Below are 23,182 nucleotides of genomic sequence, written 5' to 3'. Positions count from 1 at the left end.
TCTAGAACTTGTTCCGCGGCGTGATCCCCAGGGACATGCCCGACAGGCCGCGCTGGCGGCCGCCCAGCTTGCCCGCGATCGTGCGCAGCGCGCTGCCCGCGGGGGAGTCGGGGTCGGCGAGGACCACCGGCCTGCCCTCGTCGCCGCCCTCGCGCAGCCGCACGTCGATCGGGATGGAGCCGAGGACGGGCACCGTCGCGCCGGTCGTCCGGGTGAGGCCCTCGGCGACCTTCTGACCGCCGCCCGTGCCGAAGACGTCGACCATCTCGCCGCAGTGCGGGCAGGGCAGGCCCGACATGTTCTCCACCACGCCGACGATCTTCTGGTGGGTCTGCACGGCGATGGAGCCCGCGCGCTCGGCGACCTCGGCGGCGGCCTGCTGCGGCGTGGTCACCACCAGGATCTCCGCGTTCGGCACGAGCTGGGCGACGGAGATCGCGATGTCGCCCGTGCCCGGCGGCAGGTCCAGGAGCAGCACGTCCAGGTCGCCCCAGAAGACGTCCGCGAGGAACTGCTGGAGCGCGCGGTGCAGCATCGGGCCGCGCCACACCACCGGCGCGTTGCCCGGCGTGAACATGCCGATGGAGATGACCTTCACGCCGTTCGCCGACGGCGGCATGATCATGTTCTCGACCTGGGTGGGGCTGCCCTCCACGCCCAGCATGCGCGGCACCGAGTGGCCGTAGATGTCGGCGTCGACCACGCCGACCTTCAGGCCGTCGGCGGCCATCGCCGCCGCCAGGTTCACCGTCACGGACGACTTGCCGACGCCGCCCTTGCCGGAGGCGACCGCGTACACCCGGGTGAGCGAGCCGGGCTTGGCGAACGGCACCTCGCGCTCGGCCTGGCCGCCGCGCAGCGCCGCCGCCAGCTCCTTGCGCTGCTCGTCGCTCATCACGTCGAGGGTCACGTCGACGCGCGTGACGCCCTCGACGCGGGAGACGGCGTCCGACACGTTCGTCGTGATGGTGTCCCGCATCGGGCAGCCGGAGACCGTCAGATACACGGTGACCGCGACCGCGCCATCCGCGCCGATCTCCACGGACTTGACCATCCCCAGCTCGGTGATGGGCCGCTGGATCTCGGGGTCGTTCACCGTCGCCAGCGCTTCGCGCACCGCGTCTTCCGTAACCATGTACTCGATGGTACGGCTCCCGGTAGGGGGTCCGGAAGGCCCGTCAGCGGTCGCCTACATCACGTGCCGGACGGGACTCGGACGGGAAGAGCGCGCGCTGCTCCTCCAGCTCCCTGACCAGGTCCTGGAGTTCGGAGCGCAGCCAGTCGCGGGTGGCGACCTCGCCGAGGCCCATGCGCAGCGAGGCCAGCTCCCGCGTCAGGTACTCGGTGTCGGCGATGGAGCGCTCGTTCTGCTTGCGGTCCTGCTCGTGGGTGACGCGGTCGCGGTCGTCCTGGCGGTTCTGCGCGAGCAGGATCAGCGGGGCGGCGTACGAGGCCTGGAGCGAGAGCATCAGCGTCAGGAAGATGAAGGGGTACTGGTCGAAGCGGAGTTCCTTCGGCGCGGAGACGTTCCACACCACCCACAGGATGATCACGACCGTCATCCAGACGATGAACCGGCCCGTGCCGAGGAAGCGGGCGATGCGCTCCGAGAGCCGCCCGAACGCCTCCGGGTCGTAGTCCGGAAGCAGCTTGCGGCGCGGCGCCCGCGGCTGGTCGAGGCGGAACCGGGGGCGGTTCTCGCGGCCCTCGCCCCGGCCCTCGCGCCGCTCCCCGCGCGGCTCGCGGTCACGCGCCATGACCGGCCCCTTCCTGGAGGTGGAACTCCGTCTCGCGCCAGTCGTCGGGCAGCATGTGGTCGAGGACGTCGTCGACGGTGACCGCGCCGAGCAGCGAGCCGCCCTCGTCGACGACGGGCGCCGCCACCATGTCGTACGTGGCGAAGAAGCCCGCGACGACCGGCAGCGGGTCCTCCGGGGCGAGCGGGCGCAGGTCGTCGTCGAGGATCGAGCCGACCAGCGTGTACGGGGGGTCGCGCAGCAGCCGCTGGAAGTGCACCGTGCCCAGGTACTTCCCGGTCGGCGTCTCGTCCGGCGGGCGGCACACGTAGACCTGCGCGGCGAGCGCGGGGGACAGGTCCTGCTGGCGCACCCGCGCCAGCGCGTCGGCGACCGTCGCGTCGGGCCGCAGCACGATCGGCTCGGTCGTCATCAGACCGCCCGCGGTCCGCTCCTCGTACGCCATCAGGCGGCGCACGTCCGCGGCCTCGCCCGGCTGCATCAGGGTCAGCAGCCGCTCCTTGTCGTCCTCGGGCAGCTCGGCGAGCAGGTCGGCGGCGTCGTCGGGGTCCATGGCCTCCAGGACGTCGGCGGCGCGCTCCTCCTTGAGCTTGCCTAGGATCTCGATCTGGTCGTCCTCGGGCAGCTCTTCGAGGACGTCCGCGAGCCGGTCGTCGTCGAGGGCGGCGGCGACCTCGGCGCGGCGCTTGGCGGAGAGGTGGTGCAGCACGTTGGCGAGGTCGGCGGGGCGCAGCTGCTCGAAGGTGGCGAGCAGGCTCTCCGCGCCCTGCCCGTGCTCTTCGAGGGAGAAGCCGTCCACGGCCGACCAGTCCACGGTCAGCGCCTCCCCCTTGCGCCGGAAGGTGCCCCCCTTGCCCTTGCGTACGAAGACCCGGTCGACCTCCCACTCGCGGCGGGCCGGGAGCTGGGTCACCGACACGTCGAGGACGGTGACCTCCTCGCCGGTCTCCACCAGGCGCACCCGGCGGTCCAGCATCTCGCCGAGGATGAGCCGTTCGGTGGGGCGCTGCTCGAAGCGGCGCACGTTCAGCACGCCGGTGGAGATGACCTGGCCCGACTCGATGCCGGTCACCCGGGTCATGGGCAGGAAGATGCGCTTGCGGGTCGCCAGCTCCACGACGAGCCCCAGCAGCCGCGGTGGGCGGTGGCGCAGGCGGAGCATCACGACGAGGTCGCGCACCCGGCCGACCTGGTCGCCGTTGGGGTCGAAGACGGCGGTGTCGGACAGGTGCGAGACGAAGATCCGGGGCGCGCCTCCTGCCATGCGCCGCGCCTTTCTGCCGGTCGGATGCGCCGAGCGCCGGTTTGCCGGGGCATGCCGCTTTGATCACGCCATGCGTGCTTCAGGCTAGCCCGTACCGGCCGCATATGCCCTGGTGAGACGTCCGGACGGAGGGGGTCCGGAGGCGGTGCGCGGCACCGGTACGCTGACGCCTGTGACTGCGATGCGAGGGGCTGGCCGTACGCGAAGGGCCGCTCTGGTGAGCACGGTGTGCGCGGGTCTGGTCGTGACCGGGTGCGGGGGCGGCGGCGAGGATCCGGACGCGGGCACCAACGGCGTCGGCAAGCTGTCCCCGGCGAAGATCCAGAGCCGGACCGTGAGCGTCGCCAAGGCCGCGCCCGCGGTGCGCCTGTCCGGCTCGGTCACCAGCAAGGGCCACACGTACAAGCTCGACATGCGGCTCAAGGAGGACGGCGGTACGGGCTCGGTGACGGCCAAGGGCGAGACGTTCCGCCTGCTGCGCGTCGGCGAGAACCTGTACCTGAAGGCGGACGCGGGCTTCTGGGCGCACGACGCCAAGGCGGGCGGCGGATCGCCCGCGGACAGCTCGGCGGCGGCCAAGCTCGACGGCAAGTACGTGAAGGTGCCCACCGGTGACCCCGCCTACCAGCAGCTGAGCGGCTTCACCGACAAGGACGTCCTCCTCGACGGCACGCTCACCCTGCACGGCACGCTCACCAAGGGGGACCGCACCACGTCCGGTGCCCAGCGCGTCATCAAGCTCACCGGCGACGACGGGGCGGGCGGCACGCTCGCGGTGGCCCTCGACGGGAAGCCGTACCCGCTGCGGCTCCAGCGGGCGGGCGGCGCGGGCACGCTGCGGCTCAGCGAGTGGGGCAAGGACTTCCCCCTCGCGGAGCCGGGCCCGGCGGAGACGGTGGACTACGGCAAGCAGCTGCCGACGCGCTAGGCGTCGCGGGGCGGGCGGGGGTCCGCGGACACGGCCTGGCGCCGCTTGCGGCGCCCGCGCAGCAGCCGGGGCAGGGCCGCGGGCATCGGCTGCCGGGTCGTCGCGGGCGTCGGCAGGGGCGGCGCCGCGAGGGAGCCGTCCGGCAGGTCCAGGTCGGCCGTCACGGGCGTGAGGCGCAGCACGCGGCAGGTCGCCGCCCAGCGCTCCACCATCGCCTCGCCGTCGGGCGCGTTCAGGCGCTTGCCCTTCAGCTCGGCCACGGCGGCCTCCCAGGCCTCCGAGCGCGGCGGCAGTTCGGTGACGGTCGCGGTCCAGGCGACGACGCGGCCGCCCTTGTCCTTGCTGCGGACGGTGACCTCGGCGGTGGCGCCGTCGCCGAGGCCCGGCAGGGGCTGCTCGCCGGGGCCGTCGCCGACGAGGTGGGCGGCGCCGTCGTGCCAGACGTGCCACAGGGCCCGGTCGGGGCCCGCGCCGCGCACCCAGATCAGCCCGGACTTCTTGGTGGCCTCCTCGACCAGCGCGCGCTCCAGCAATGCCTCAGTCATACCGGCAGCGTATCCCCGGCGTGGGCGGGTGGAGCCCGTCCGGCGTTTGAGGACGAGCGCGCAGCGCGATCAACCTCGCGTGCGGCTCACAGCCACCCGTTGCGCTTCAGGGTGCGGTGGATCGCGTAGCAGACCGTGGCGATCAGGCCGAGGACCATGGGGTAGCCGAAGCGCCAGTGCAGCTCCGGCATGTGGTCGAAGTTCATGCCGTACACGCCGCAGACCGCCGTCGGGACGGCGATGATCGCCGCCCAGGAGGTGATCTTCCGCATGTCCTCGTTCTGGGCGACCGCGGCCTGCGCGAGGTTGGCCTGGAGGATGGAGTTGAGGAGTTCGTCGAAGCCGAGGACCTGCTCCTGGACGCGCGCGAGGTGGTCGGCGACGTCGCGGAAGTACTTCTGGATGTCGGGGTCGACGAGCCGCATGGGCCGCTCGCTGAGCAGCTGCATGGGCCGCAGCAGCGGCGACACGGCGCGCTTGAACTCCAGGACCTCGCGCTTGAGCTGGTAGATCCGCCCGGCGTCGACGCCGCGCGAGACGCCCTTGCCGGTGGGCGCGAACACCTCGTTCTCGACGTCGTCGATGTCGACCTGCATGGCGTCGGCGACGGCGAGGTAGCCGTCGACGACGTGGTCGGCGATGGTGTGCAGGACGGCCGAGGGGCCCTTGGCGAGCAGTTCGGGCTCGTCCTGGAGGCGGCTTCGCAGCGCGCGCAGCGAGCCGTGGCCGCCGTGCCGCACGGTGATGAAGAAGTCCCGGCCGGTGAAGCACATGACCTCGCCGGTCTCGACGACCTCGCTGGTGGCGGTGAGTTCGGCGTGCTCGACGTAGTGGATGGTCTTGAAGACCGTGAACAGCGTGTCGTCGTACCGCTCCAGCTTGGGCCGCTGGTGGGCGTGGACGGCGTCCTCGACGGCCAGCGGGTGCAGGCCGAACTCGGCGGCGATCCCGGCGAACTCGGCCTCCGTGGGCTCGTGCAGCCCGATCCAGGCGAAGCCGCCGTCGCGGCGGACCTGGAGCATCGCCTCGTGCGGCGTCAGCGCCTCGCCGGGCTTGTCGCAGGAGACGCGGCGGCCGTCGCGGTAGACGGCGCAGTCGACGACGGCGGAGGCGGCGCGGGGGTCGCGCGTGGCGTCGTACGAGGTGTAGGGGGAGGCACTGTCCTTGCGCAGGGACGGGCGTACGACGGCACGCAGGTCGCGGATCATCGACATGGGCGGGCTCCTTCGACGAAAGGCCGCCTGCGACGGGTGGAACTGCCCGGAATGGGGACGTTCGGGCCGTGGGAACGGGCACGTCCACAAAGCGGGGAGCACCGCACCGGCGCGGTGGCAGCAACGCTACTGATGCAGATCAGGTGAAACGCGGTGCTCTTCCGTGGTGCCGGGCACGCACCGGCCGGGGGCCGGTGGTTGGCGGCGTGCCGTCAGCACGGTCGCAGCCTCGTCGCTGCGGGGGTTCAGCGGGCGGAAGAGCGGGTGGTACTGCACGGTCGACTTCGATCCATGACAGCCCCACCTCCTCCGGCCGGTCCCCCGTAGGGGAGGTCCAGGCGCACCGGGCGCCGTCCGTCGAGTCGGGCCCCGAGGGGCCCTGAGGTCCGGGCTTGAGAGCGACGCTTCTGCGTGCCGCCCGGGCCAGCAGCCAACAGTATCAGCCGACTGCCGCGTCAAACCCCCACCTTTACCCATCACTGACGAGTTCTATGCTCGCGTCATGGCTGATGTTCTTGCGCTCGTTGAGGCCCGGCTACGCGAGAGCCTGGGGGAGCCGGACGCGCGCGCCGCGGTGACGTTCCTCGGCACGGACCGCGTGGAGGTGCTGCGCTTCCTGGACGGGGACGTCGTCCGGTACGCCACGCTCGGCATGGCGGCGGCGCCCATGGCCGACCCCACGGCGGTGCTCGCCGACCCGGTCAGGGGTCCGCGGGCGGAGCTGGTCCTCTCGGTGCGCGGCGGTCTCGCCGACACCGGCAAGGTGCTGCGGCCGCTGGCCGTGCTGGCGGCGTCGCCGCAGGTGGAGGGCGTGATCGTGGCGCCCGGTGCCTCGCTGGACGTGGGGGAGCCGCTGTGGCCCGGGGCGCCGTTCACCTCGGTGCTCGTCGCCGAGTCCGGCGGTCTGGTGCCGGACCTGGAGCTGGACGCCCCGATGGACCCCGTGCGGTTCCTGCCGCTGCTGCCGATGACCCCCAACGAGGCGGCGTGGAAGCGTGTGCACGGCGCGCAGGCGCTCCAGGAGCGCTGGCTGGCGCGCGGCACGGATCTGCGCGATCCCCTGCGCGGGTCCGTGCCGCTCGACTGACGTACGGGGTGTACGCGGCTGACGTACGGGGCGTACGCGGCTGACGTACGGGGCGTACGCGTACGGGCGGAGGCGCGCCGGGCGCCCGTGGGGCGCGGCCAACCGCCCGTCGGAGCGGGTCAGTTGGCGAAGGCGCTGACGCCGTCCTCCGTCGCGTGGCGGGGCTGAAGCTCCTCGGCCTCGCGCGTGAGCGCGGTGCGCCGGGCCCAGACCACCGCCGCGCCGAGCACCGCCGCCACGGCGGCGACCACGAACGGGATGTGGACGTCGGTCCACTCCTCGATCTTCGGCGCGAAGTACGGGGCCGCGGCTGCGGCGAACCAGCGCACGAAGTTGTAGCCCGCGCTGGCCACCGGCCGCGGCGCGTTGGAGACGCCGAGCGCCAGCTCTGTGTACACGGTGTTGTTCACGCCGATGAACGCGCCGGACAGGACCGTGCAGACGACGGCCGCCGTGTGGTTTCCGTACCCCAGGACCAGCACGTCCGCGGCGAGCAGCACGAGCGAGCCGCCGAGCACCTTCAGGGAGCCGAACCGCTCCTGGAGCCGGGGCGCGACGAGCACCGAGAACACGGCGAGCAGCACGCCCCAGGCGAAGAACACCGCCCCCGATTTGTACGGGGTCATGTCCAGGACGAAGGGCGTGAAGGCCAGGACCGTGAAGAACGTGTAGTTGTAGAAGAACGCGGAGGCCGCCACCGAGGCCAGACCGCCGTGGCCGAGCGCCCGGACGGGGTCGAGCAGCGAGGTCCTGCGGGCGGGCCGCGGCTGCTCCTTGAGGAACGCGGCGATGCACAGGAAGCCGACGGCCATCAGGGCGGCGGTGCCGAAGAACGGGTAGCGCCAGCTCGCGTCCCCGAGCAGCGCGCCGAGCAGCGGCCCGCAGGCCATGCCGAGGCCGAGCGCCGACTCGTACAGCAGGATCGCGGCGGCGCTGCCCCCGGCCGCGGCGCCCACGATGACGGCGAGCGCGGTGGACACGAACAGGGCGTTGCCGAGGCCCCACCCGGCGCGGAACCCGACGAGCTGCGCGACCGAGTCCGAGGTCCCCGCGAGGCCCGCGAAGACCACCACGAGCGCGAGCCCGGCGAGCAGCGTCTTCCTGCCGCCGACGCGGCTGGACACGAAGCCGGTGACCAGCATGGCCACGGCGGTGATCAGGAAGTACGAGGTGAACAGCAGCGAGACCTGGCTCGGCGTGGCGTCGAGCCCCTGGGCGATGGACGGCAGGATCGGGTCGACGAGCCCGATGCCCATGAACGCCACGACGGACGCGCCCGCCGTGGCCCACACCGCCTTCGGCTGGCGCAGGATCCCGCCCGCGCCCGCGTCGAAGGGGTCGCCCTCGGCGGGGCCTGCTGTGCTGGTGCGCATACGGCCGCTCCTAGATCGTTGAGGTATGCACATATTAAGTTAGCGGGGCTAACTAATGCAAGCTACATCTAGTTTTCCCTGGTGGGGGCGGTGGGGAGGGGTGGCGGGTCCGGGGCGCGGACCGTGCGGAGACCGCCTCCGGACGGGTGATCGTCCTTGACGCGGCGGCCGGGGGTAGGACCGTGGGGCGCTATGAGGGGCGAACCCAGTTGCCCGAAGTGTGGTGGCCGGGTCAGGGCTCCCGGCCTCTTTGCCGACTCCTGGCAGTGCGATGTGCACGGGACCGTGCATCCGCTGCAACCCGTGATCCCGCCCAGCGTCGAGGCCCTCCAGGTCGTGGTGCACCGCGCCCGGGTGCCGGTGTGGATGCCCTGGCCGCTGCCCGTCGGATGGCTGTTCACGGGCGTGGCCTGCGCGGGCGACGACCGCAGCGGGGGGCGGGCGACCGCCGTGGCCTGCTCGGGGCCCGCGCCGCTCGGCGGGATCGGTGAACTGGTCCTGGTCGCCGAGGAGTTGGGCGTCGGCCTCGGCGCGCGCTACGCGGGCATCGACGGGCCCGACCCCGGCCCCGCCATGAGCCTCGGCAAGCCGCCAGCCGCCAAGGTCCTCGCGGCGGGGCGGCCCACGCCCATGTGGCACGTGCCCGGGGCGCCGGACGACCGGGCGGTGTTCGCGGGGGAGGCGCGGGGGCTCTGGCTGTGGGCCATCGCCTGGCCCGAGCAGTCGGGGCTCCTCATGTACGACGAGGTGGTCCTGACGGACCTGCGCGACGCGGGCGCGGAGGTGGAACTCCTGCCGTGCGGAGCGCTCTCCCCACGCCTCCTGACGCCGTAGCCCTCGCGGGAGGGCGCCCCAGTCCCGCCCCTTCACCGAAACCAGGGGGCTCCGCCCCCTGGCACCCCCGAATCGGCGCTTCGCGCCTCGTCCTCAAACGCCGGACGGGCTGGATCCCGCCTGCTCGCCGCCGTCGGCTCCCCGGGGCGCGCCGCGGGGCCACCCGGCAGGGACCGTTACCCTTAAGTGTCCCCCGTCCGCCCGAACCGCGTGGAGCCGAGCCGTGCGCATCGACCTGCACACCCACTCCACCGCGTCCGACGGCACGGACACCCCCGCCCAGCTCGTGCGCAACGCCGCGGCCGCCGGGCTCGACGTCATCGCGCTGACCGACCACGACACCACCCGCGGCCACGCCGAGGCCATCGCCGCGCTGCCGCCGGGGCTCACCCTGGTCACCGGCGCCGAGCTGTCCTGCCGCCTCGACGGCGTCGGCCTGCACATGCTGGCCTACCTCTTCGACCCCGACGAGCCGGAGCTGGCCCGCGAGCGGGAGCTGGTCCGCGACGACCGGGTCCCGCGCGCCAAGGCGATGGTCGCCAAGCTCCAGGAGCTGGGCGTGCCCGTGACCTGGGAGCAGGTCGCGCGCATCGCGGGCGACGGCTCCGTGGGCCGCCCGCACGTCGCGGAGGCCCTCGTCGAGCTGGGCGTCGTCGCCAGCGTCTCCGACGCCTTCACGCCCGCCTGGCTCGCCGACGGCGGCCGCGCCTACGCCGGGAAGCACGAACTCGACCCCTTCGAGGCGATCCGCCTGGTCAAGGCCGCGGGCGGCGTCACCGTCCTCGCGCACCCGGCCGCCGCCCAGCGCGGCAAGGTCGTCCCGGAGTCCGCCATAGCCGAGCTGGCCGCCGCGGGCCTCGACGGCGTCGAGGTCGACCACCCCGAGCAGCTCGCGTACGCGCCCGAGGCGGGCCCCCGCCTGCGCGGCCTCGCCGCCGACCTGGGCCTGCTCGTCACCGGCTCCAGCGACTACCACGGCAGCCGCAAGACCGTCTCGCTCGGCGAGTACACCACCGACCCCGAGATCTACGGCGAGATCACCCGCCGCGCCACCGGGGCGTTCCCGGTGCCCGGCGCGGGCGGACGCACCACCGCCTGACCGGGCGCCACCCCCTCACTCCCCTCACCACGGCCGCCGCCGTCACCGACGGTGGGCCCGCCCCTGGGCGCGCTCACCGGTGCCCGTCCGGCGCCGCACCCCTCGTACGACTCCTCGCAAGGCCATCACTGTGTTCGACATCGCTGTCTTCGGATCCCTCTTCCTCACCCTGTTCGTCATCATGGACCCCCCGGGGATCACCCCGATCTTCCTCGCCCTGACCGCGGGCCGCCCCGCCAAGGTGCAGAAGAAGATGGCCTTCCAGGCGGTGTGCGTGGCCTTCGGGGTCATCGCCGTCTTCGGCGTCGTAGGCCAGCAGATCCTCGACTACCTGCACGTCTCCACCCAGGCGCTGATGATCGCCGGTGGTCTGCTGCTGCTCCTGGTAGCGCTCGACCTGCTCACCGGCAAGACCGACGAGCCCAAGCAGACCAAGGACGTGAACGTCGCGCTGGTGCCGCTCGGCATGCCGCTGCTCGCCGGGCCCGGCGCGATCGTGCAGGTCATCCTGGCCGTGCAGCACGCCAGCGGCGCCGAGCAGGTGTCGGTGTGGGTGGCGATCCTCGCCATCCACGTGGTGCTGTTCCTGGCGATGCGCTTCTCGCTGCTGATCATCCGGGTGATCAAGGACGGCGGCGTCGTCCTGGTGACCCGGCTCGCGGGCATGATGCTCTCGGCCATCGCCGTCCAGCAGATCATCAACGGCGTCACGCAGGTGATCAACGGCGCCTGACGCGCCGCGCGACGGCACGCGGCGCGCCCCGCGCGACAGAGCCCTGTACGGCACCGGTCGGTCCGGTGTCATACAGGGCTCTGCGGCGTGCGGGGACGGATGCGGCGTTACGAGGCGGTGGTCTCGGCCGGGCGGATGTAGAGGCGCTGGCCTATGGCCGCGGCCTGCTGCACGATCCGATTGACGGAGGCGGCGTCCACAACGGTGCTGTCCACGGCGGTGCCGTCGACGTCGTCGAGTCGCAGGATTTCGAAGCGCACGGGCTTCTCCCTTCGTCTGGTGATCCTCCTGAAGGAGAACTTCTGGTGGCTGCCGGAGCAGCCTTCACACGAGTCACAACGACTTGCCCTCGTCAAACATTCCCTACGCTAAAGAAAATTTTCGCGTGGCTAATGAACACCGTGTGTCGTGACTGTATCGCGGCTGGTTGTGTTCGCTGAGTGACGGCCTCTGGTTGTGCCCGCAGTGTGACGGACGGGACAATGCGCTCTGTATGGACACGGACGACACCCTCGACGAGACCGGCGGTATCGCCGCCCAGCTCGCGCGCGCCAACGGCCTCCTCGAGCGCATGCTCGCCGAAGTGGCGAAGACCCCGTCCACCCACGCGATCTTCGTCGACGCCGGGTACCTCTACGCCGCAGCGGGCCGCCTCGCCGCCGGTACCGAGGACCGCCGCGCCTTCGACCTGGACGCCGAGGGGCTGATCGACGCGCTGATCGACAAGGCCCGCACCGTCTTCGCCGACAGCAGACTGCTCCGCGTCTACTGGTACGACGGCGCCCGGCGCCGCATCCACACCATCGAGCAGCAGTCCATCGCCGAGCTGCCGGACGTCAAGGTGCGCCTGGGCAACCTCAACGCGAACAACCAGCAGAAGGGCGTCGACTCGCTGATCCGCGGCGACCTGGAGTCCCTGGCCCGGCACCGCGCCATCAGCGACGCGGCCCTGATCGGCGGCGACGAGGACCTCGTATCGGCCGTGGAGGCCGCGCAGGGGTACGGGGCCCGGGTCCACCTGTGGGGCATCGAGGCCCCCGAGGGCCGCAACCAGGCGGAGCCGCTGCTGTGGGAGGTCGACAGCCAGCGCACCCTCGACGCCGACTTCTTCAAGCCGTTCATCACGCGCCGCCCCGCCGTGCCCTACGAGGGGCCGACGGCCACGCCCCGCCCCTCACGGGAGGACGTGCGCTTCGTCGGCGCGCAGATCTCCGCCAAGTGGCTCTCCGCGCGCGGGCGCGAGGCGCTGGTGGGCCTGCTGCCCGGCCATCCGTACCTGCCGGGCTCCGTCGACCAGGAGCTGCTGGTCGAGGCCGAGCGGCTGCTCGACTACTCGCTGCGCGGCCAGTCCGACCTGCGCCGGGTGCTGCGCGACGGCTTCTGGGAGCACCTCCAGAAGTGCTACTGACAGCGCTTCTGACCGGGCCGCGCGCTACCGGTCCCAGAAGGCGATCAGCGCGGCGGCCGTGGCCTGAGGCCGGTCGGTGTTGGGGGAGTGCTCGGCGCCGGTGATCACCGTGCGGTGGGCGCCGAGGCGGCGGGCCATGTCGTCCAGGAGCGGCACCGGCCAGGTGTCGTCGCGCTCACCGGAGAGCACGTGCTTGGGCAGCGCGGTGGCCTTCAGCTCGTCGACGCGGTCGGGCTCCACGCAGAGCTGACGGCCGGTGGCGATGAGCTGCGCCGGGTTGTTGCGCAGCCAGCGGGCGCGCAGGGCGGCGCCCTCCGCGCCCCCGTTCACATCGGTGTCCTCCGGCGGCTCCAGCGCCCACATGGCCTCCCACACGGCGGCCATGGAGTGGGCGGCGACCGCCTCGGTCAGCAGCTCGGCGCGCTCGCGCTGCCGCGGCGAGATCCGGCCCGGCCCCGACGACATCAGCGTGAGCGAGGCGAACGTCCCGGGCGCGAGCAGCACCGCCGCCCGCGCGATCAGCCCGCCCAGGGAGTGGCCGAGCAGGTGGAGCGGGGTGCCGGGCGGACCGGCGACGGCCGCCGCCTGCGCGAGCACGTCACGCGCCAGCTCGTCCCTCGCGTACGCCGACTCGTCGTCGGGCCCCGGCGACTCGTACTGGCCCCGGCCGTCCACCGCCACCGGCCGGTACCCGGCGTCGGCCAGCGGCCGCAGCAGCGCGATGAAGTCCTCCTTGCTGCCGGTGAAACCCGGAAGCAGCAGCACCGTTCCCTTGTCCGGGCCGACGGGCTCGGCGTCGAGCACGGCGAACGCGCCGCGCTCGGTGTCCAGCGTCCGGGCGCGGGTGCCCGGCGGCGGAGTGAAGGTGGGGGGCCGACTCATGGGCACGAGGCTACTGGCCCCGGGGCACCGGCCGCGCGGGCGCTGCGCCGGACCCGGCCGGGAAACGCGTCCGCCCGCCCCGGTGCGTACGGCACCGGGGCGGGCGGGGCGGCGTCAGCCGGGGGCCTTACGCCTCCGGGGCCTCGGGGGCCTGCGCGACCGACTTGCGCGTGCGGCGGCGGCGCGGCTTGGGCGCCGCCTCCTCAGCGGCCGGGGCGGCCTCGGCCGCGGGGGCCGCGGCAGCGGCGGTCTCGGCGCCCGCGCGCGTCCGGCGACGGCGGCGGGGCGCACGCGCGGGAGCGGCCTCCGCCACGGCGGCCTCGGCAGCGGCCGGGGCCGCCTCCTCGGTCGCCGCGGGGGCGGGCGCCGCGTCCACGGGCGCTCCGGCCCGCGTGCGGCGGCGGCGCCGCGGCGTGCGCGCGGGGCGCTCGGCCGGGGCCGCCTCCTCCGTCGCCCGGGAGCGGGTGCGGGACCGGCCGCCCCGCCCGCCGCCGCGGGCGGAGGGCTCGCCGAGGTCCTCGATCTCCTCGGCGTCGAGCCCGGCGCGGGTGCGCTCGGCACGGGGCAGGACGCCCTTGGTGCCCTCGGGGATGTTCAGGTCCGTGAAGAGGTGCGGGGAGCTGGAGTAGGTCTCCGCCGGGTCGTTGAAGTCCAGGTCGAGCGCCTTGTTGATCAGCTGCCAGCGCGGGATGTCGTCCCAGTCGACCAGCGTGATCGCGGTGCCCGACGCGCCCGCGCGGCCGGTGCGGCCGATGCGGTGCAGATAGGTCTTCTCGTCCTCGGGCGACTGGTAGTTGATGACGTGCGTGACGCCCTCGACGTCGATGCCGCGGGCGGCGACGTCGGTGCAGACGAGCACGTCCACCTTGCCGTTGCGGAAGGCGCGCAGCGCCTGCTCGCGGGCGCCCTGGCCGAGGTCGCCGTGGACCGCGCCGGAGGCGAAGCCGCGCCGCTCCAGCTGCTCGGCGATGTCGGCCGCCGTGCGCTTCGTACGGCAGAAGATCATCGCCAGGCCGCGGCCCTCCGCCTGGAGGATGCGGGCGACCATCTCGGGCTTGTCCATGGAGTGCGCGCGGTAGACGAACTGCGCGATGTTCGCCACGGTCGCGCCCTCGTCGTCCGGCGCGGTGGCGCGGATGTGCGTGGGCTGCGACATGTAGCGCCGCGCGAGGCCGATGACCGCGCCCGGCATGGTCGCCGAGAACAGCATGGTCTGGCGCTTCACCGGAAGCATGTTGATGATCTTCTCGACGTCGGGCAGGAAGCCCAGGTCGAGCATCTCGTCGGCCTCGTCCAGGACGAGGCACTTGACGTGCTTCAGGTTCAGCTTGCGCTGGCCCGCGAGGTCGAGCAGGCGGCCCGGCGTGCCGACGACCACGTCGACGCCCTTCTTGAGGGCCTCGACCTGCGGCTCGTAGGCCCGGCCGCCGTATATGGCGAGGACGCGGACGTTGCGCGCCTTGCCCGCGGTCAGCAGGTCGTTGGTGACCTGCGTGCACAGCTCGCGGGTGGGGACGACCACGAGCGCCTGGGGGGCCTGCGTGAGGTCCTCGGGGGTGCCGCGGCCCGCCTCGACGTCGGCGGGGACGACGACGCGCTCCAGGAGCGGAAGGCCGAAGCCGAGCGTCTTGCCCGTGCCGGTCTTGGCCTGGCCGATGACGTCGGTGCCGGAGAGCGCGACCGGGAGGGTCATCTCCTGGATGGGGAAGGGGTTCACGATGCCGACGGCCTCCAGGGCCTCGGCTGTCTCGGGGAGGATTCCGAGTTCTCGGAAAGTCGTAGTCAGGGTTATGCCTCTTCTGTGAGACGCGGCGCGAGGCGAACGCTGGGGGTCGTGACCGTGCTGGGGACAGCCGACCGCCTGTGGAACGAGCTGGCGAGCCGGGTGACACGGGACCACTGCCGACGCTCTAGCGCTCACACCGCTGAGGGGATCCCTCCGTCTGCCGCACGCATGTCGCGCACCGCCCAGGAGGGCTGTCTGGTCGGAGCCGATCGGGCCACCGACCGGGCATCCTCATTCATACGGCCCGTCGAATACTCGGCGGGCGCATTACCACTGTACCCCGGAATCTCGCATGCGTGTCCGGGGAATTGTCCACGTACTCATCGTCACAGTGGCTGACCAGGGCCTTACCGCTGGCGGCAGGGGGGCTATTGTGCGCTTCATGGAGACGCCTGACACCCCTGCCAACGCCCCCGAAGCAGCCGAAGCGCCCACCGGGGTCGCCGCCCAGGACTGGGCGAAAGCTTCCGCCGACCCGCAGTACCGGGCCGCGGTCGTGGACCTGCTCGGCGCGCTCGCCTACGGAGAGCTGGCGGCGTTCGAGCGGCTGGCGGAGGACGCGAAGCTGGCGCCGACGCTCGCCGACAAGGCGGAGCTGGCGAAGATGGCGTCCGCCGAGTTCCACCACTTCGAGCAGTTGCGCGACCGGCTCGCCGCGATCGGCGCGGAGCCCACCGAGGCCATGGAGCCGTTCGTCGCCGCCCTGGACGGCTTCCACCGGCAGACCGCGCCGTCGGACTGGCTGGAGGGCCTGGTCAAGGCGTACGTGGGCGACTCGATCGCCAGTGACTTCTACCGCGAGGTGGCGGCGCGGCTCGACGTCGACACGCGCGGGCTCGTCCTGGGCGTGCTGGACGACACCGGGCACGCCAGCTTCGCCGTCGAGAAGGTGCGCGCCGCGATCGACGCCGACCCGCGCGTCGGCGGGCGGCTCGCGCTGTGGGCGCGGCGGCTGATGGGCGAGGCCCTGTCGCAGTCCCAGCGGGTGGTCGCCGACCGGGACGCCCTGTCGACCATGCTGGTCGGCGGCGTGGCGGACGGCTTCGACCTGGCGGAGGTCGGCCGGATGTTCTCCCGCATCACGGAGGCGCACACCAAGCGGATGTCCGCCCTGGGCCTGGCGGCCTGACCCCGCCGCCCCGGGCCCGCGGGGGCGGGGGTCAGGCCGGGAGCTGGCGGCGGTGCAGCCGCCGCCGCGGGCGCAGCAGCAGCGAGAGCAGCGCGGCGGCCACCACCACGGCCCCGACGAGCGTGGCGGCGGCATGGCCCGCGCCGAGCGCCGTGTGCGTCACGAACGCGCCGAAGAGCGCGCCGCACACGCCGGTCGCGAGGACGAGCGCCCGGGACGGAAGCCGGTCGGGCAGGCGGCGGGACGACGCCCAGGCGAGGGCCAGGCCGAGGAGTGTGGAGCCGAGCGCTTCCAGGATCACTGTGTGGTCCCTCCCTCAAGGTCCGAGGCCAGGTGTGAATCCGGTCCGGGACCAGCTGCGAGTCCGGTCCGGGACCAGGTGCGAGTCCGGTCCGGGACCGGCTGCGCATCCGGTCCGAGGCCAGGTGCAAATCGGTCCTAGCCGGTCTTACCCCCGGGACCCGGAACACAACCCTCCACACCACCCCTGTCTCCGAACGGACGGCCCCCACCGCCATCTGCGGTGAACGGTGGGTGAACTGGACGGAACGTGGGGGTGGGGCCTGAGGCGCAGGGGGAAGCGGGGGCGCTCAGGGGCGCGCGGGTGCGTGGCATGGCGGTGCTGAGGCGCCCGGCCGTCCGGGGGCGCGGGGGTCACGGCGTTCATCGGCCACTCCGGCGTCGGGAGGCGCCCGGCCGTCCGGGGGCGCGGGCGCGTGTGGGGGCGGGTACGAGAACGGCCCGGTGGTCGGGACCACCGGGCCGATGCCGTGCGGGCCGCCGCGCGAGCGGCGCCGTCGTGGGGCTACAGGGCGCCGAAGCCCACCTTCCGCTGGGTCGGCTCGCCGATCTCCACGTACGCGAGGCGGTCGGCGGGGACCAGGACCTTGCGGCCGTGGTCGTCCACCAGGGTCAGGAGCTGGGCCTTGCCCGCCAGGGCGTCGGACACCGCGCTCTCGACCTCCTCGACGCTCTGACCGCTCTCCAGAACGATCTCGCGCGGCGCGTGCTGCACGCCGATCTTGACCTCCACGCCTTGTCCCTCCGCCGGTCAGTGATGTGCGCGGCCGCCCGCGCCGTACCAGCACAGATTAGCCCGGTGAGGCGACGGGAACGGCTCCGGCCGCGCACGCCAGGAGCGAACACCGGCCGGGAAGAACCGCGGGGCGCCGGGGCGCCCCGCGGTCAGTGGCCCTCCGCGCCGTGCAGCGGGAAGCCCGCGATGCCGCGCCAGGCCAGCGAGGTGAGCAGTTCCACGGCCCGCTCGCGGGGCACGCCGCCGTCACTGTGCAGCCAGTAGCGCGCGACCACCTGGGCGAGGCCGCCGAGGCCGGAGGCGAGCAGCATCGACTCGGCCTTGGACAGGCCGGTGTCCTCCGCGATGACCTCGCAGATCGCCTCCGCGCACTCCAGGGTGACCTTGTCCACGCGCTCGCGGACCGCGGGCTCGTTCGTCAGGTCCGACTCGAAGACCAGCCGGAACGCGCCGCCGTCGTCCTCCACGTACCCGAAGTAGGCGTCCATGGTGGCCGCCACGCGCTGCTTGTTCTCCGTGGTCGAGGCGAGGGCCGCGCGGACCGCCTGGAGCAGGTTCTCGCAGTGCTGGTCGAGCAGGGCCAGGTAGAGGTCGAGCTTGCCGGGGAAGTGCTGGTAGAGCACCGGCTTGCTGACGCCCGCCCGCTCGGCGATGTCGTCCATGGCCGCCGCGTGGTACCCCTGGGCGACGAAGACCTCCTGGGCCGCGCCGAGGAGCTGGTTGCGTCGGGCACGGCGCGGCAGGCGTGTGCCTCGCGGGCGTGCCGCCTCTGTCTGCTCGATGGCTGTCACGCCGCCTCCCAAATTCGTCCTTGTGCCGCGGTGTGCGCCGCGCCGCCATCGTACTTTTCGGTAACTGTGATGTGCGCGGTGCGAGCGCAGAATTTCACGGACTGGATGCTCGCGAAAGCCGTGTGTAGCGGGGCGAACACGGGCAGGCGCGGTCCGTGCGCGTGCGCCGGGTGGGCGCACGCGCACGGCGTCGGCGGCATCTTAGGCGCCACCGGTCACTCGGCGGTGGCGGTCCTCGTCCGTCAGCGGTAGTCGTCCTCGTCGAGGTCCACCACGCGGGCCTGCTCGGCGGCGTCGGCCACGTTGGCGGCGCCCGGGTCGACGTCCTCCAGGGAGCCGTCGCGCCGCGGGGCCAGGTCGGTGTGCTGCTCGGCGGCGTCGGCCTCGGGCGTCTCCTCGTCGTACTCGTCCGGGGCCTGCTCGGCCTCGAACGTGTCCGGGTCGCTGGGGTCAACCGTCATGGTGGGGACTCCTCGGCTCTCTTGTCCGGGACGTGCGCGGGGCTTTCCCCGGCGCGGCCCGGGGTGCGGGTGGCCTGCGGCGTGGTCCTCTGCGCGTTCCCCGTCGAGCCTAGGCAACACCCGCGGGAGGCGCTACGCGATCTGTCGGCGTCCGACGGTCGGCCTGTCGGCCTGTCGGCGTCCGATAATCGGCGTCCGAGCTGTTACGAGATCCGAACGGGCCCTGTGATGCCGAACACGCGATCCAACGCGTGATCACCTCGTAACATTGCCGCATGTCCTCGACCGAGTTGCCGCACGCCCTGGCCGCCTCCGCCGCCCCCAGGCCGGGGGGCGTGGGCGGGACCGAGGGCGAGCGTCTGGACTCGGTGTCCCTGCCGGGCCTGACGCTCGGCGTCCGCTCCCGCCCCGGGGCCCGGGCGGACCTGCCTCCCGCGCTGTACGTGCACGGGCTCGGGGGCTCCTCGCAGAACTGGTCGGCGCTGATGCCGCTGGTCGAGGATGTCGTCGACGGGGAGGCCCTGGACCTGCCGGGCTTCGGCGACTCCCCGCCGCCGGACGACGGCGACTACTCGGTGACCGGGCACGCCCGCGCGGTCATCCGCTATCTGGACGCGCGCGGACGCGGCCCGGTGCACCTGGTCGGCAACTCGCTGGGCGGCGCGATCACCACGCGCGTCGCCGCGGTCCGCCCCGACCTGGTCCGCACGCTCACGCTGATCTCGCCCGCCCTGCCCGAGCTGCGCGTGCAGCGCACGGCGGTGCCCACGGGCCTGCTCGCCATCCCCGGCGTGGCCGCCCTGTTCACCCGGCTCACCAAGGACTGGACGCCCGAGCAGCGGGTCCGCGGCGTCATGGAGCTGTGCTACGGCGATCCGGCGAACGCCTCGCCGGAGGCGTTCGCCGCCGCCGTGCGCGAGATGGAGCGCCGCCTCGCGCACCCCTACTTCTGGGACGCCATGGCCCGCTCGGCCCGCGGCATCGTGAACGCGTACACGCTGGGCGGCCAGCACGGCCTCTGGCGCCAGGCCGAGCGGGTGCTCGCCCCGACGCTGCTGGTGTACGGCGGGCGGGACCTGCTCGTGTCGTACCGCATGGCCCGCAAGGCCTCGGCGGCCTTCCGCGACTCCCGGCTGCTCACCCTGCCGGAGGCGGGGCACGTGGCGATGATGGAGTTCCCGGCCGTGGTGGCCAACGCGTTCCGTGAACTCCTGGCCGAAGCCGATGAGTTGAGGGATGCCGGGGGTGTGCGGGATCGTGGCGGCGTGAGCGACGACCGCCGTGATTCGGGTACTCCTTCGGGTACGACTTCGGGTGCGAGGAGCTGAGGCGCCGCGTGGGACGTCATAGCCGCCGGGGCCCGGCCGACACAGCAGACACCAGCAGCACCTCCGGTATACCGAAGGCCCAGGCGACCCCGTCCGGGCCCGGCACCGGCCGCCGCCGACGCGGCACCGCACCCGACGGCACACCGGCGCACGGCATCCCCCAGGCGACGCCGCCCCATGGCGTCCCGCAGGCGACGCCGCCCCATGGCGTCCCGCAGGCCAGACCCCCGCGCGGGGCCGCACCGGCGACGCCGCCGCACGGCGTGCCGCAGGCGGCCCCGCCCGGCGGCACCCCCCACGTCCGGGGCGGGCACCCCGAGCAGCGGGAGGCCGGGGGCGGCTGGGGCGAGGTCGGCGGGGGAGCGGTGCGCGCTCCGCGGGGCGGGGCGCCCCGGGGGCGGGTGCCCGGACCCCGGCGGGAGGACGTGGCGGCCTTCGACCGGCTGCCCGACCCCCGCGGCGAGGAGGACGCCCCCGCCTCCCGGGCGTCCCACGCGCCGCCGCCCCGCGACCCGTACGAGTCCGTCACGGACTGGGACCCCGAAGGGCCCGGCGGCGACGGAGCCGAGAACGCCGAGAACGCCGACGAAGAGCCGGAGGCCCCCGTGCGGGAGCGTCGTCGTGGCCGCACCGTGACCGGCATCGCCGCCGCGGCCGTGACCACCGTCCTCGCGATCGTCGTGGCCGGTCAGGTGGCCGGTGACGCCAAGGGCGACGGGTCCGGCGCCGCGGCCGCGAAGGGCGGCGCGGACGACCGGGGCGGCGACGACTCCGCGTCCCGCTCGGACAACCGGCCGACCCCGGCCGACTCCCCGTCCGCGGCCCCCGCGTCGTACGAGCAGAAGATGGGCCGGAAGTATCCGCTCGCCCCGAAACTCACGGCGTCGGGGAAGTTCGAGGTGATTCCCGGATTCGACCGGGCGCCGGGGCGGGGCAGAAGTTCCGGTACCGCGTCGACGTCGAGAAGGGAATGCGTCTTGACGGTGAACTCTTCGCCGAGGCCGTGCAGAAGACCCTGAACGACAACCGGAGTTGGGCCCACAACGGCGCCCGCACCTTCGAGCGGATCTCCTCCGGGAAACCCGATTTCGTGATTACGCTCGCGAGTCCCGGAACCACCGGAAAATGGTGTGCGAAGTCCGGCCTGAACGTCGTGGAACAGAACGTGTCCTGCGACTCCGCCGCCACTGAGCGCGTCATGATCAACGCCTATCGCTGGGCGCAGGGCGCCAAGACCTACGGCGACCGCATCCACCCCTACCGGCAGATGCTGATCAATCACGAGGTCGGCCACCGGCTCGGCCACGGCCACGTGGACTGCCAGCGCGACGGCGAACTCGCTCCGGTCATGCAGCAGCAGACCAAGTTCCTCGATCACGACGGAATCCGCTGCAAGGCCAACCCCTGGGTATTTCCCAAGGGTTGAGACGGATTGGCTCGACTGCAGAGACATCGCGTTGACATTCCGCGCGGCATCGTCCATATTTCTCCGCATGTCGATCCGTCACGCCTCCAACAGCGCCGCCCTTGAGCTGGCGCTCTTCGGCGTGACCGCGCTCTGCGTGGCCGACATTCACTGTCGCTGACGCCCGCCCCCGGCGCGTGCGTCGCGTTTCTTCCCCCGTATCGCGTTCCCGGCCGCCTGTGTGCCGTGGCACGGTCCACGATGTGGTCTGGCGTCCGGATCCCGGACAAGCGGTCGGGGCGTGCGCGCCCGGGGCGGGCTCTCGCGCATTCCCCGTTGTTCCCCCCCCGCTGATTCCGTTTCCGGCTCCACCGCTTTCCGAGAGGCACTCCGATGCGTCTGCGTCGTCAGAAGTCCGTCATATCCCGCCGCACGGCAGTGGCGTCCGCCACCCTGGTCGTCCTGGCCGTGGGCGCCGCCGCCTGCGCGGGACCTGAGGACAAGAGCGACGCGGGCGGCGACGGCAAGCCCCGCAAGGGCGGCACGCTCACCGTCCTGAACCGGGACCCGCAGAGCGACTTCGACCCGGCGCGCCTGTACACCTCCGGCGGCGGCAATGTGCCGAGCCTGGTCTTCCGCACCCTCACCACCCGCAACCGCGAGAACGGCGCCGAGGGCACCAAGGTCGTCCCCGACCTCGCCGAGAGCCTCGGCAAGCCCAGCAAGAACGCCACCGTGTGGACGTACAAGCTGAAGCCGGGCCTCAAGTTCGAGGACGGCTCGCCGATCACCACCAAGGACATCAAGTACGGCATCGAGCGGTCCTTCGCCGCCGAGCTGTCCGGCGGCGCGCCCTTCCTGCGGGACTGGCTCATCGGCGGGTCCACCTACCAGGGCCCGTACAAGGACAAGAAGGGCCTGGACTCCGTCGAGACGCCGGACGACCGGACGATTGTCTTCCGTCTCAATAAGCCCGTCGGCGACTTCGACTACGTCGCCACCCAGACGTCGTTCGCGCCCGTGCCGAAGGCCAAGGACAAGGGCACCAAGTACGAGGAGCACCCGGTCTCCTCGGGCCCGTACAAGGTCGTCAAGAACACGGGCGACGGCGAGCGCCTCCAGCTGGAGCGCAACCCGCACTGGTCGCCGAAGACCGACGCCGAGCGCAAGGCCTACCCGGACGCCATCGACGTCCGCTCCGGCCTGAACTCCTCCGTCATCAACCAGCGCCTGTCCGCGAGCCAGGGCGCCGACGCCGCCGCCGTCACCACCGACACCAACCTCGGCCCGGCCGAGCTGGCCAAGGTCAGCGGCGACAAGAAGCTCGCCGCGCAGGTCGGCACCGGCCACTTCGGCTACACCAACTACCTGGCCTTCAACCCGAAGAAGAAGCCCTTCGACAACCCGAAGGTGCGCCAGGCCATCGCCTACGCCGTCGACCGCTCCTCGGTCATCAACGCCGCCGGCGGCTCCTCGCTCGCCGAGCCCGCCACCACCTTCCTGCCGAACCAGGAGGCCTTCGGCTACCAGAAGTTCGACCACTTCCCGGCGGGTGACAGCGGCAACCCCGAGAAGGCCAAGGAACTGCTGAAGCAGGCCGGGTACAAGGACGGCCTGACCATCACCCTCACGCATTCCAACGCCAAGAACTTCGAGACCAGCCCGGAGATCGCCACCGCCCTCCAGGACGCCCTGAAGAAGGCCGGGATCAAGGTCAAGCTGCAGGGCCTGGAGGACAACGACTACGAGGACAAGGCCCACGACGCCAAGGAGGAGCCCGGTCTGTTCCTCGCCCACTGGGGCGCCGACTGGCCCTCCGGCGGCCCCTTCCTCGCCCCGATCTTCGACGGCCGCCAGATCGTGAAGGACGGCTACAACTTCAACTCCGCCTTCCTGAACGACAAGGCCGTCAACAAGGAGATCGACGAGATCAACAAGCTGACCGACCACGCCGAGGCGGCCAAGCGCTGGGGCGCCCTCGACAAGAAGATCGGTGAGAAGGCCGTCAACGTGCCGCTGTTCCACCCGGTCTACAAGCGTTTGTACGGCAAGGACGTCAAGAACGTCGTGATCAGTGACTGGACGGGCGTCCTCGACGTGTCCCAGGTCGCGGTCAAGTAAG

Annotated in this window: 23 protein-coding genes and 1 pseudogene; 11 read left to right on the top strand and 13 right to left on the bottom strand. The window is 72.8% G+C overall.

Going from position 1 to position 23,182, the window contains the following annotated elements; genetic code table 11:
* Position 1 precedes the first annotated feature (1 nt).
* Genes ACOBQU_RS13390 through ACOBQU_RS13380 form a run of 3 tightly spaced genes read right to left on the bottom strand, consistent with a single transcriptional unit; the run spans position 2 to position 3,021 of the window.
* Entirely contained in the window at positions 2 to 1,135 is a 1,134-nt protein-coding gene (locus ACOBQU_RS13390) for an Mrp/NBP35 family ATP-binding protein (protein WP_423626912.1), read from the bottom strand.
* A gap of 43 nt (positions 1,136 to 1,178) precedes the next feature.
* On the bottom strand, positions 1,179 to 1,757 hold the full coding sequence (locus tag ACOBQU_RS13385; protein WP_423626911.1) for a DUF1003 domain-containing protein: 579 nt from the start codon (positions 1,755 to 1,757) through the stop codon (positions 1,179 to 1,181).
* Positions 1,747 to 3,021 (bottom strand): magnesium transporter MgtE N-terminal domain-containing protein, encoded by a 1,275-nt coding sequence (locus ACOBQU_RS13380; RefSeq protein ID WP_423626909.1) that lies wholly within the window; start codon positions 3,019 to 3,021, stop codon positions 1,747 to 1,749. Before ACOBQU_RS13380 ends, ACOBQU_RS13385 begins: the two co-directional genes overlap by 11 nt.
* 181 nt (positions 3,022 to 3,202) lie before the next feature.
* Here ACOBQU_RS13380 and ACOBQU_RS13375 point away from each other — a divergent pair, with 181 nt between their 5' ends.
* Positions 3,203 to 3,949: a hypothetical protein gene (locus ACOBQU_RS13375; protein ID WP_423634443.1), complete on the top strand. Its 747-nt coding sequence runs from the start codon at positions 3,203 to 3,205 to the stop codon at positions 3,947 to 3,949.
* Here ACOBQU_RS13375 and ACOBQU_RS13370 read toward each other — a convergent pair.
* Together ACOBQU_RS13370 and ACOBQU_RS13365 are read right to left on the bottom strand one after the other, a co-directional pair.
* On the bottom strand, positions 3,946 to 4,494 hold the full coding sequence (locus ACOBQU_RS13370) for a hypothetical protein (RefSeq protein ID WP_423626908.1): 549 nt from the start codon (positions 4,492 to 4,494) through the stop codon (positions 3,946 to 3,948). The two genes, ACOBQU_RS13375 and ACOBQU_RS13370, sit on opposite strands and share 4 nt — an antisense overlap.
* An 86-nt stretch (positions 4,495 to 4,580) precedes the next feature.
* The gene (locus tag ACOBQU_RS13365; RefSeq protein WP_423626906.1) at positions 4,581 to 5,708 is read right to left on the bottom strand and encodes a magnesium and cobalt transport protein CorA; all 1,128 of its coding nucleotides are present in this window, start codon (positions 5,706 to 5,708) and stop codon (positions 4,581 to 4,583) included.
* A 502-nt stretch (positions 5,709 to 6,210) separates the two neighbouring features.
* Here ACOBQU_RS13365 and ACOBQU_RS13360 point away from each other — a divergent pair.
* Complete coding sequence (locus ACOBQU_RS13360; protein ID WP_423626904.1) at positions 6,211 to 6,795, top strand: suppressor of fused domain protein; 585 nt, start codon at positions 6,211 to 6,213, stop codon at positions 6,793 to 6,795.
* 119 nt (positions 6,796 to 6,914) lie between these two features.
* On the opposite strand, the gene ACOBQU_RS13355 is transcribed toward ACOBQU_RS13360, so the two are convergent.
* Positions 6,915 to 8,168, bottom strand: a complete 1,254-nt coding sequence (locus ACOBQU_RS13355; RefSeq protein WP_423626902.1) for an MFS transporter — start codon at positions 8,166 to 8,168, stop codon at positions 6,915 to 6,917.
* Between the two features lie 192 nt (positions 8,169 to 8,360).
* Between ACOBQU_RS13355 and ACOBQU_RS13350 the strand changes: the two genes are divergently transcribed.
* From ACOBQU_RS13350 to ACOBQU_RS13340, 3 genes are all read left to right on the top strand, one after another.
* The gene (locus ACOBQU_RS13350) at positions 8,361 to 9,002 is read left to right on the top strand and encodes a DUF6758 family protein (RefSeq protein WP_423626900.1); all 642 of its coding nucleotides are present in this window, start codon (positions 8,361 to 8,363) and stop codon (positions 9,000 to 9,002) included.
* Positions 9,003 to 9,225: 223 nt separating this feature from the next.
* Positions 9,226 to 10,101, top strand: coding sequence for a PHP domain-containing protein (locus ACOBQU_RS13345; protein WP_423626898.1), 876 nt, complete (start codon positions 9,226 to 9,228; stop codon positions 10,099 to 10,101).
* Between the two features lie 130 nt (positions 10,102 to 10,231).
* The gene (locus ACOBQU_RS13340; RefSeq protein ID WP_423626896.1) at positions 10,232 to 10,834 is read left to right on the top strand and encodes a MarC family protein; all 603 of its coding nucleotides are present in this window, start codon (positions 10,232 to 10,234) and stop codon (positions 10,832 to 10,834) included.
* Positions 10,835 to 10,941: 107 nt separating this feature from the next.
* Here ACOBQU_RS13340 and ACOBQU_RS13335 read toward each other — a convergent pair whose 3' ends face one another.
* Complete coding sequence (locus tag ACOBQU_RS13335; protein ID WP_423626895.1) at positions 10,942 to 11,094, bottom strand: hypothetical protein; 153 nt, start codon at positions 11,092 to 11,094, stop codon at positions 10,942 to 10,944.
* Between the two features lie 233 nt (positions 11,095 to 11,327).
* Between ACOBQU_RS13335 and ACOBQU_RS13330 the strand changes: the two genes are divergently transcribed.
* The gene (locus tag ACOBQU_RS13330; RefSeq protein ID WP_423626893.1) at positions 11,328 to 12,242 is read left to right on the top strand and encodes an NYN domain-containing protein; all 915 of its coding nucleotides are present in this window, start codon (positions 11,328 to 11,330) and stop codon (positions 12,240 to 12,242) included.
* Between the two features lie 24 nt (positions 12,243 to 12,266).
* On the opposite strand, the gene ACOBQU_RS13325 is transcribed toward ACOBQU_RS13330, so the two are convergent.
* Positions 12,267 to 13,124, bottom strand: coding sequence for an alpha/beta fold hydrolase (locus tag ACOBQU_RS13325; RefSeq protein ID WP_423626891.1), 858 nt, complete (start codon positions 13,122 to 13,124; stop codon positions 12,267 to 12,269).
* A gap of 127 nt (positions 13,125 to 13,251) precedes the next feature.
* Complete coding sequence (locus ACOBQU_RS13320; protein ID WP_423626889.1) at positions 13,252 to 14,841, bottom strand: DEAD/DEAH box helicase; 1,590 nt, start codon at positions 14,839 to 14,841, stop codon at positions 13,252 to 13,254.
* 442 nt (positions 14,842 to 15,283) lie between these two features.
* Here ACOBQU_RS13320 and ACOBQU_RS13315 point away from each other — a divergent pair, with 442 nt between their 5' ends.
* Positions 15,284 to 16,039 carry a ferritin-like fold-containing protein gene (locus ACOBQU_RS13315; protein ID WP_423626887.1) on the top strand — a complete coding sequence of 252 codons (756 nt, stop codon included), beginning with the start codon at positions 15,284 to 15,286 and terminating at the stop codon, positions 16,037 to 16,039.
* Between the two features lie 31 nt (positions 16,040 to 16,070).
* On the opposite strand, the gene ACOBQU_RS13310 is transcribed toward ACOBQU_RS13315, so the two are convergent.
* The 4 genes from ACOBQU_RS13310 to ACOBQU_RS13295 all read right to left on the bottom strand — a co-directional run bounded on the left by ACOBQU_RS13310 (position 16,071) and on the right by ACOBQU_RS13295 (position 18,327).
* Entirely contained in the window at positions 16,071 to 16,340 is a 270-nt protein-coding gene (locus tag ACOBQU_RS13310; RefSeq protein ID WP_423626885.1) for a hypothetical protein, read from the bottom strand.
* A 504-nt stretch (positions 16,341 to 16,844) separates the two neighbouring features.
* A complete protein-coding gene (locus ACOBQU_RS13305) occupies positions 16,845 to 17,072 on the bottom strand; it encodes a DUF3107 domain-containing protein (RefSeq protein WP_423626883.1) in 228 nt (75 codons plus the stop codon).
* A gap of 152 nt (positions 17,073 to 17,224) precedes the next feature.
* Complete coding sequence (locus tag ACOBQU_RS13300; protein WP_423626881.1) at positions 17,225 to 17,866, bottom strand: TetR/AcrR family transcriptional regulator; 642 nt, start codon at positions 17,864 to 17,866, stop codon at positions 17,225 to 17,227.
* 242 nt (positions 17,867 to 18,108) lie between these two features.
* The gene (locus tag ACOBQU_RS13295) at positions 18,109 to 18,327 is read right to left on the bottom strand and encodes a hypothetical protein (protein WP_423626879.1); all 219 of its coding nucleotides are present in this window, start codon (positions 18,325 to 18,327) and stop codon (positions 18,109 to 18,111) included.
* A 275-nt stretch (positions 18,328 to 18,602) separates the two neighbouring features.
* Here ACOBQU_RS13295 and ACOBQU_RS13290 point away from each other — a divergent pair, with 275 nt between their 5' ends.
* The 4 genes and pseudogenes from ACOBQU_RS13290 to ACOBQU_RS13275 all read left to right on the top strand — a co-directional run bounded on the left by ACOBQU_RS13290 (position 18,603) and on the right by ACOBQU_RS13275 (position 23,181).
* Positions 18,603 to 19,655 carry an alpha/beta fold hydrolase gene (locus ACOBQU_RS13290; protein WP_423626877.1) on the top strand — a complete coding sequence of 351 codons (1,053 nt, stop codon included), beginning with the start codon at positions 18,603 to 18,605 and terminating at the stop codon, positions 19,653 to 19,655.
* A gap of 8 nt (positions 19,656 to 19,663) precedes the next feature.
* Positions 19,664 to 21,081: pseudogene (locus ACOBQU_RS13285) on the top strand (DUF3152 domain-containing protein).
* A gap of 67 nt (positions 21,082 to 21,148) precedes the next feature.
* Positions 21,149 to 21,241: an Ms4533A family Cys-rich leader peptide gene (locus tag ACOBQU_RS13280; protein WP_384793221.1), complete on the top strand. Its 93-nt coding sequence runs from the start codon at positions 21,149 to 21,151 to the stop codon at positions 21,239 to 21,241.
* 212 nt (positions 21,242 to 21,453) lie between these two features.
* Positions 21,454 to 23,181 (top strand): ABC transporter substrate-binding protein, encoded by a 1,728-nt coding sequence (locus ACOBQU_RS13275; RefSeq protein WP_423626875.1) that lies wholly within the window; start codon positions 21,454 to 21,456, stop codon positions 23,179 to 23,181.
* Position 23,182: the final 1 nt, after the last annotated feature.

It is taken from the genome of Streptomyces sp. G45 (genome assembly GCF_049542095.1).
In the GTDB taxonomy this organism is placed as follows: domain Bacteria; phylum Actinomycetota; class Actinomycetes; order Streptomycetales; family Streptomycetaceae; genus Streptomyces.
The sequence above is the reverse complement of the archived record's forward strand: the minus strand, read 5'-3'. Positions and strand labels throughout refer to the sequence as shown.

Coding starts and splice junctions, on each gene's coding strand:
- ACOBQU_RS13365 (WP_423626906.1), bottom strand. CDS start 5,708: ATGTCGATGATCCGCGACCTGCGTGCCGTCGTACGCCCGTCCCTGCGC.
- ACOBQU_RS13280 (WP_384793221.1), top strand. CDS start 21,149: ATGTCGATCCGTCACGCCTCCAACAGCGCCGCCCTTGAGCTGGCGCTC.
- ACOBQU_RS13295 (WP_423626879.1), bottom strand. CDS start 18,327: ATGACGGTTGACCCCAGCGACCCGGACACGTTCGAGGCCGAGCAGGCC.
- ACOBQU_RS13330 (WP_423626893.1), top strand. CDS start 11,328: ATGGACACGGACGACACCCTCGACGAGACCGGCGGTATCGCCGCCCAG.
- ACOBQU_RS13355 (WP_423626902.1), bottom strand. CDS start 8,168: ATGCGCACCAGCACAGCAGGCCCCGCCGAGGGCGACCCCTTCGACGCG.
- ACOBQU_RS13360 (WP_423626904.1), top strand. CDS start 6,211: ATGGCTGATGTTCTTGCGCTCGTTGAGGCCCGGCTACGCGAGAGCCTG.
- ACOBQU_RS13275 (WP_423626875.1), top strand. CDS start 21,454: ATGCGTCTGCGTCGTCAGAAGTCCGTCATATCCCGCCGCACGGCAGTG.
- ACOBQU_RS13290 (WP_423626877.1), top strand. CDS start 18,603: ATGTCCTCGACCGAGTTGCCGCACGCCCTGGCCGCCTCCGCCGCCCCC.
- ACOBQU_RS13325 (WP_423626891.1), bottom strand. CDS start 13,124: ATGAGTCGGCCCCCCACCTTCACTCCGCCGCCGGGCACCCGCGCCCGG.
- ACOBQU_RS13375 (WP_423634443.1), top strand. CDS start 3,203: ATGCGAGGGGCTGGCCGTACGCGAAGGGCCGCTCTGGTGAGCACGGTG.
- ACOBQU_RS13380 (WP_423626909.1), bottom strand. CDS start 3,021: ATGGCAGGAGGCGCGCCCCGGATCTTCGTCTCGCACCTGTCCGACACC.
- ACOBQU_RS13350 (WP_423626900.1), top strand. CDS start 8,361: ATGAGGGGCGAACCCAGTTGCCCGAAGTGTGGTGGCCGGGTCAGGGCT.
- ACOBQU_RS13370 (WP_423626908.1), bottom strand. CDS start 4,494: ATGACTGAGGCATTGCTGGAGCGCGCGCTGGTCGAGGAGGCCACCAAG.
- ACOBQU_RS13385 (WP_423626911.1), bottom strand. CDS start 1,757: ATGGCGCGTGACCGCGAGCCGCGCGGGGAGCGGCGCGAGGGCCGGGGC.
- ACOBQU_RS13390 (WP_423626912.1), bottom strand. CDS start 1,135: ATGGTTACGGAAGACGCGGTGCGCGAAGCGCTGGCGACGGTGAACGAC.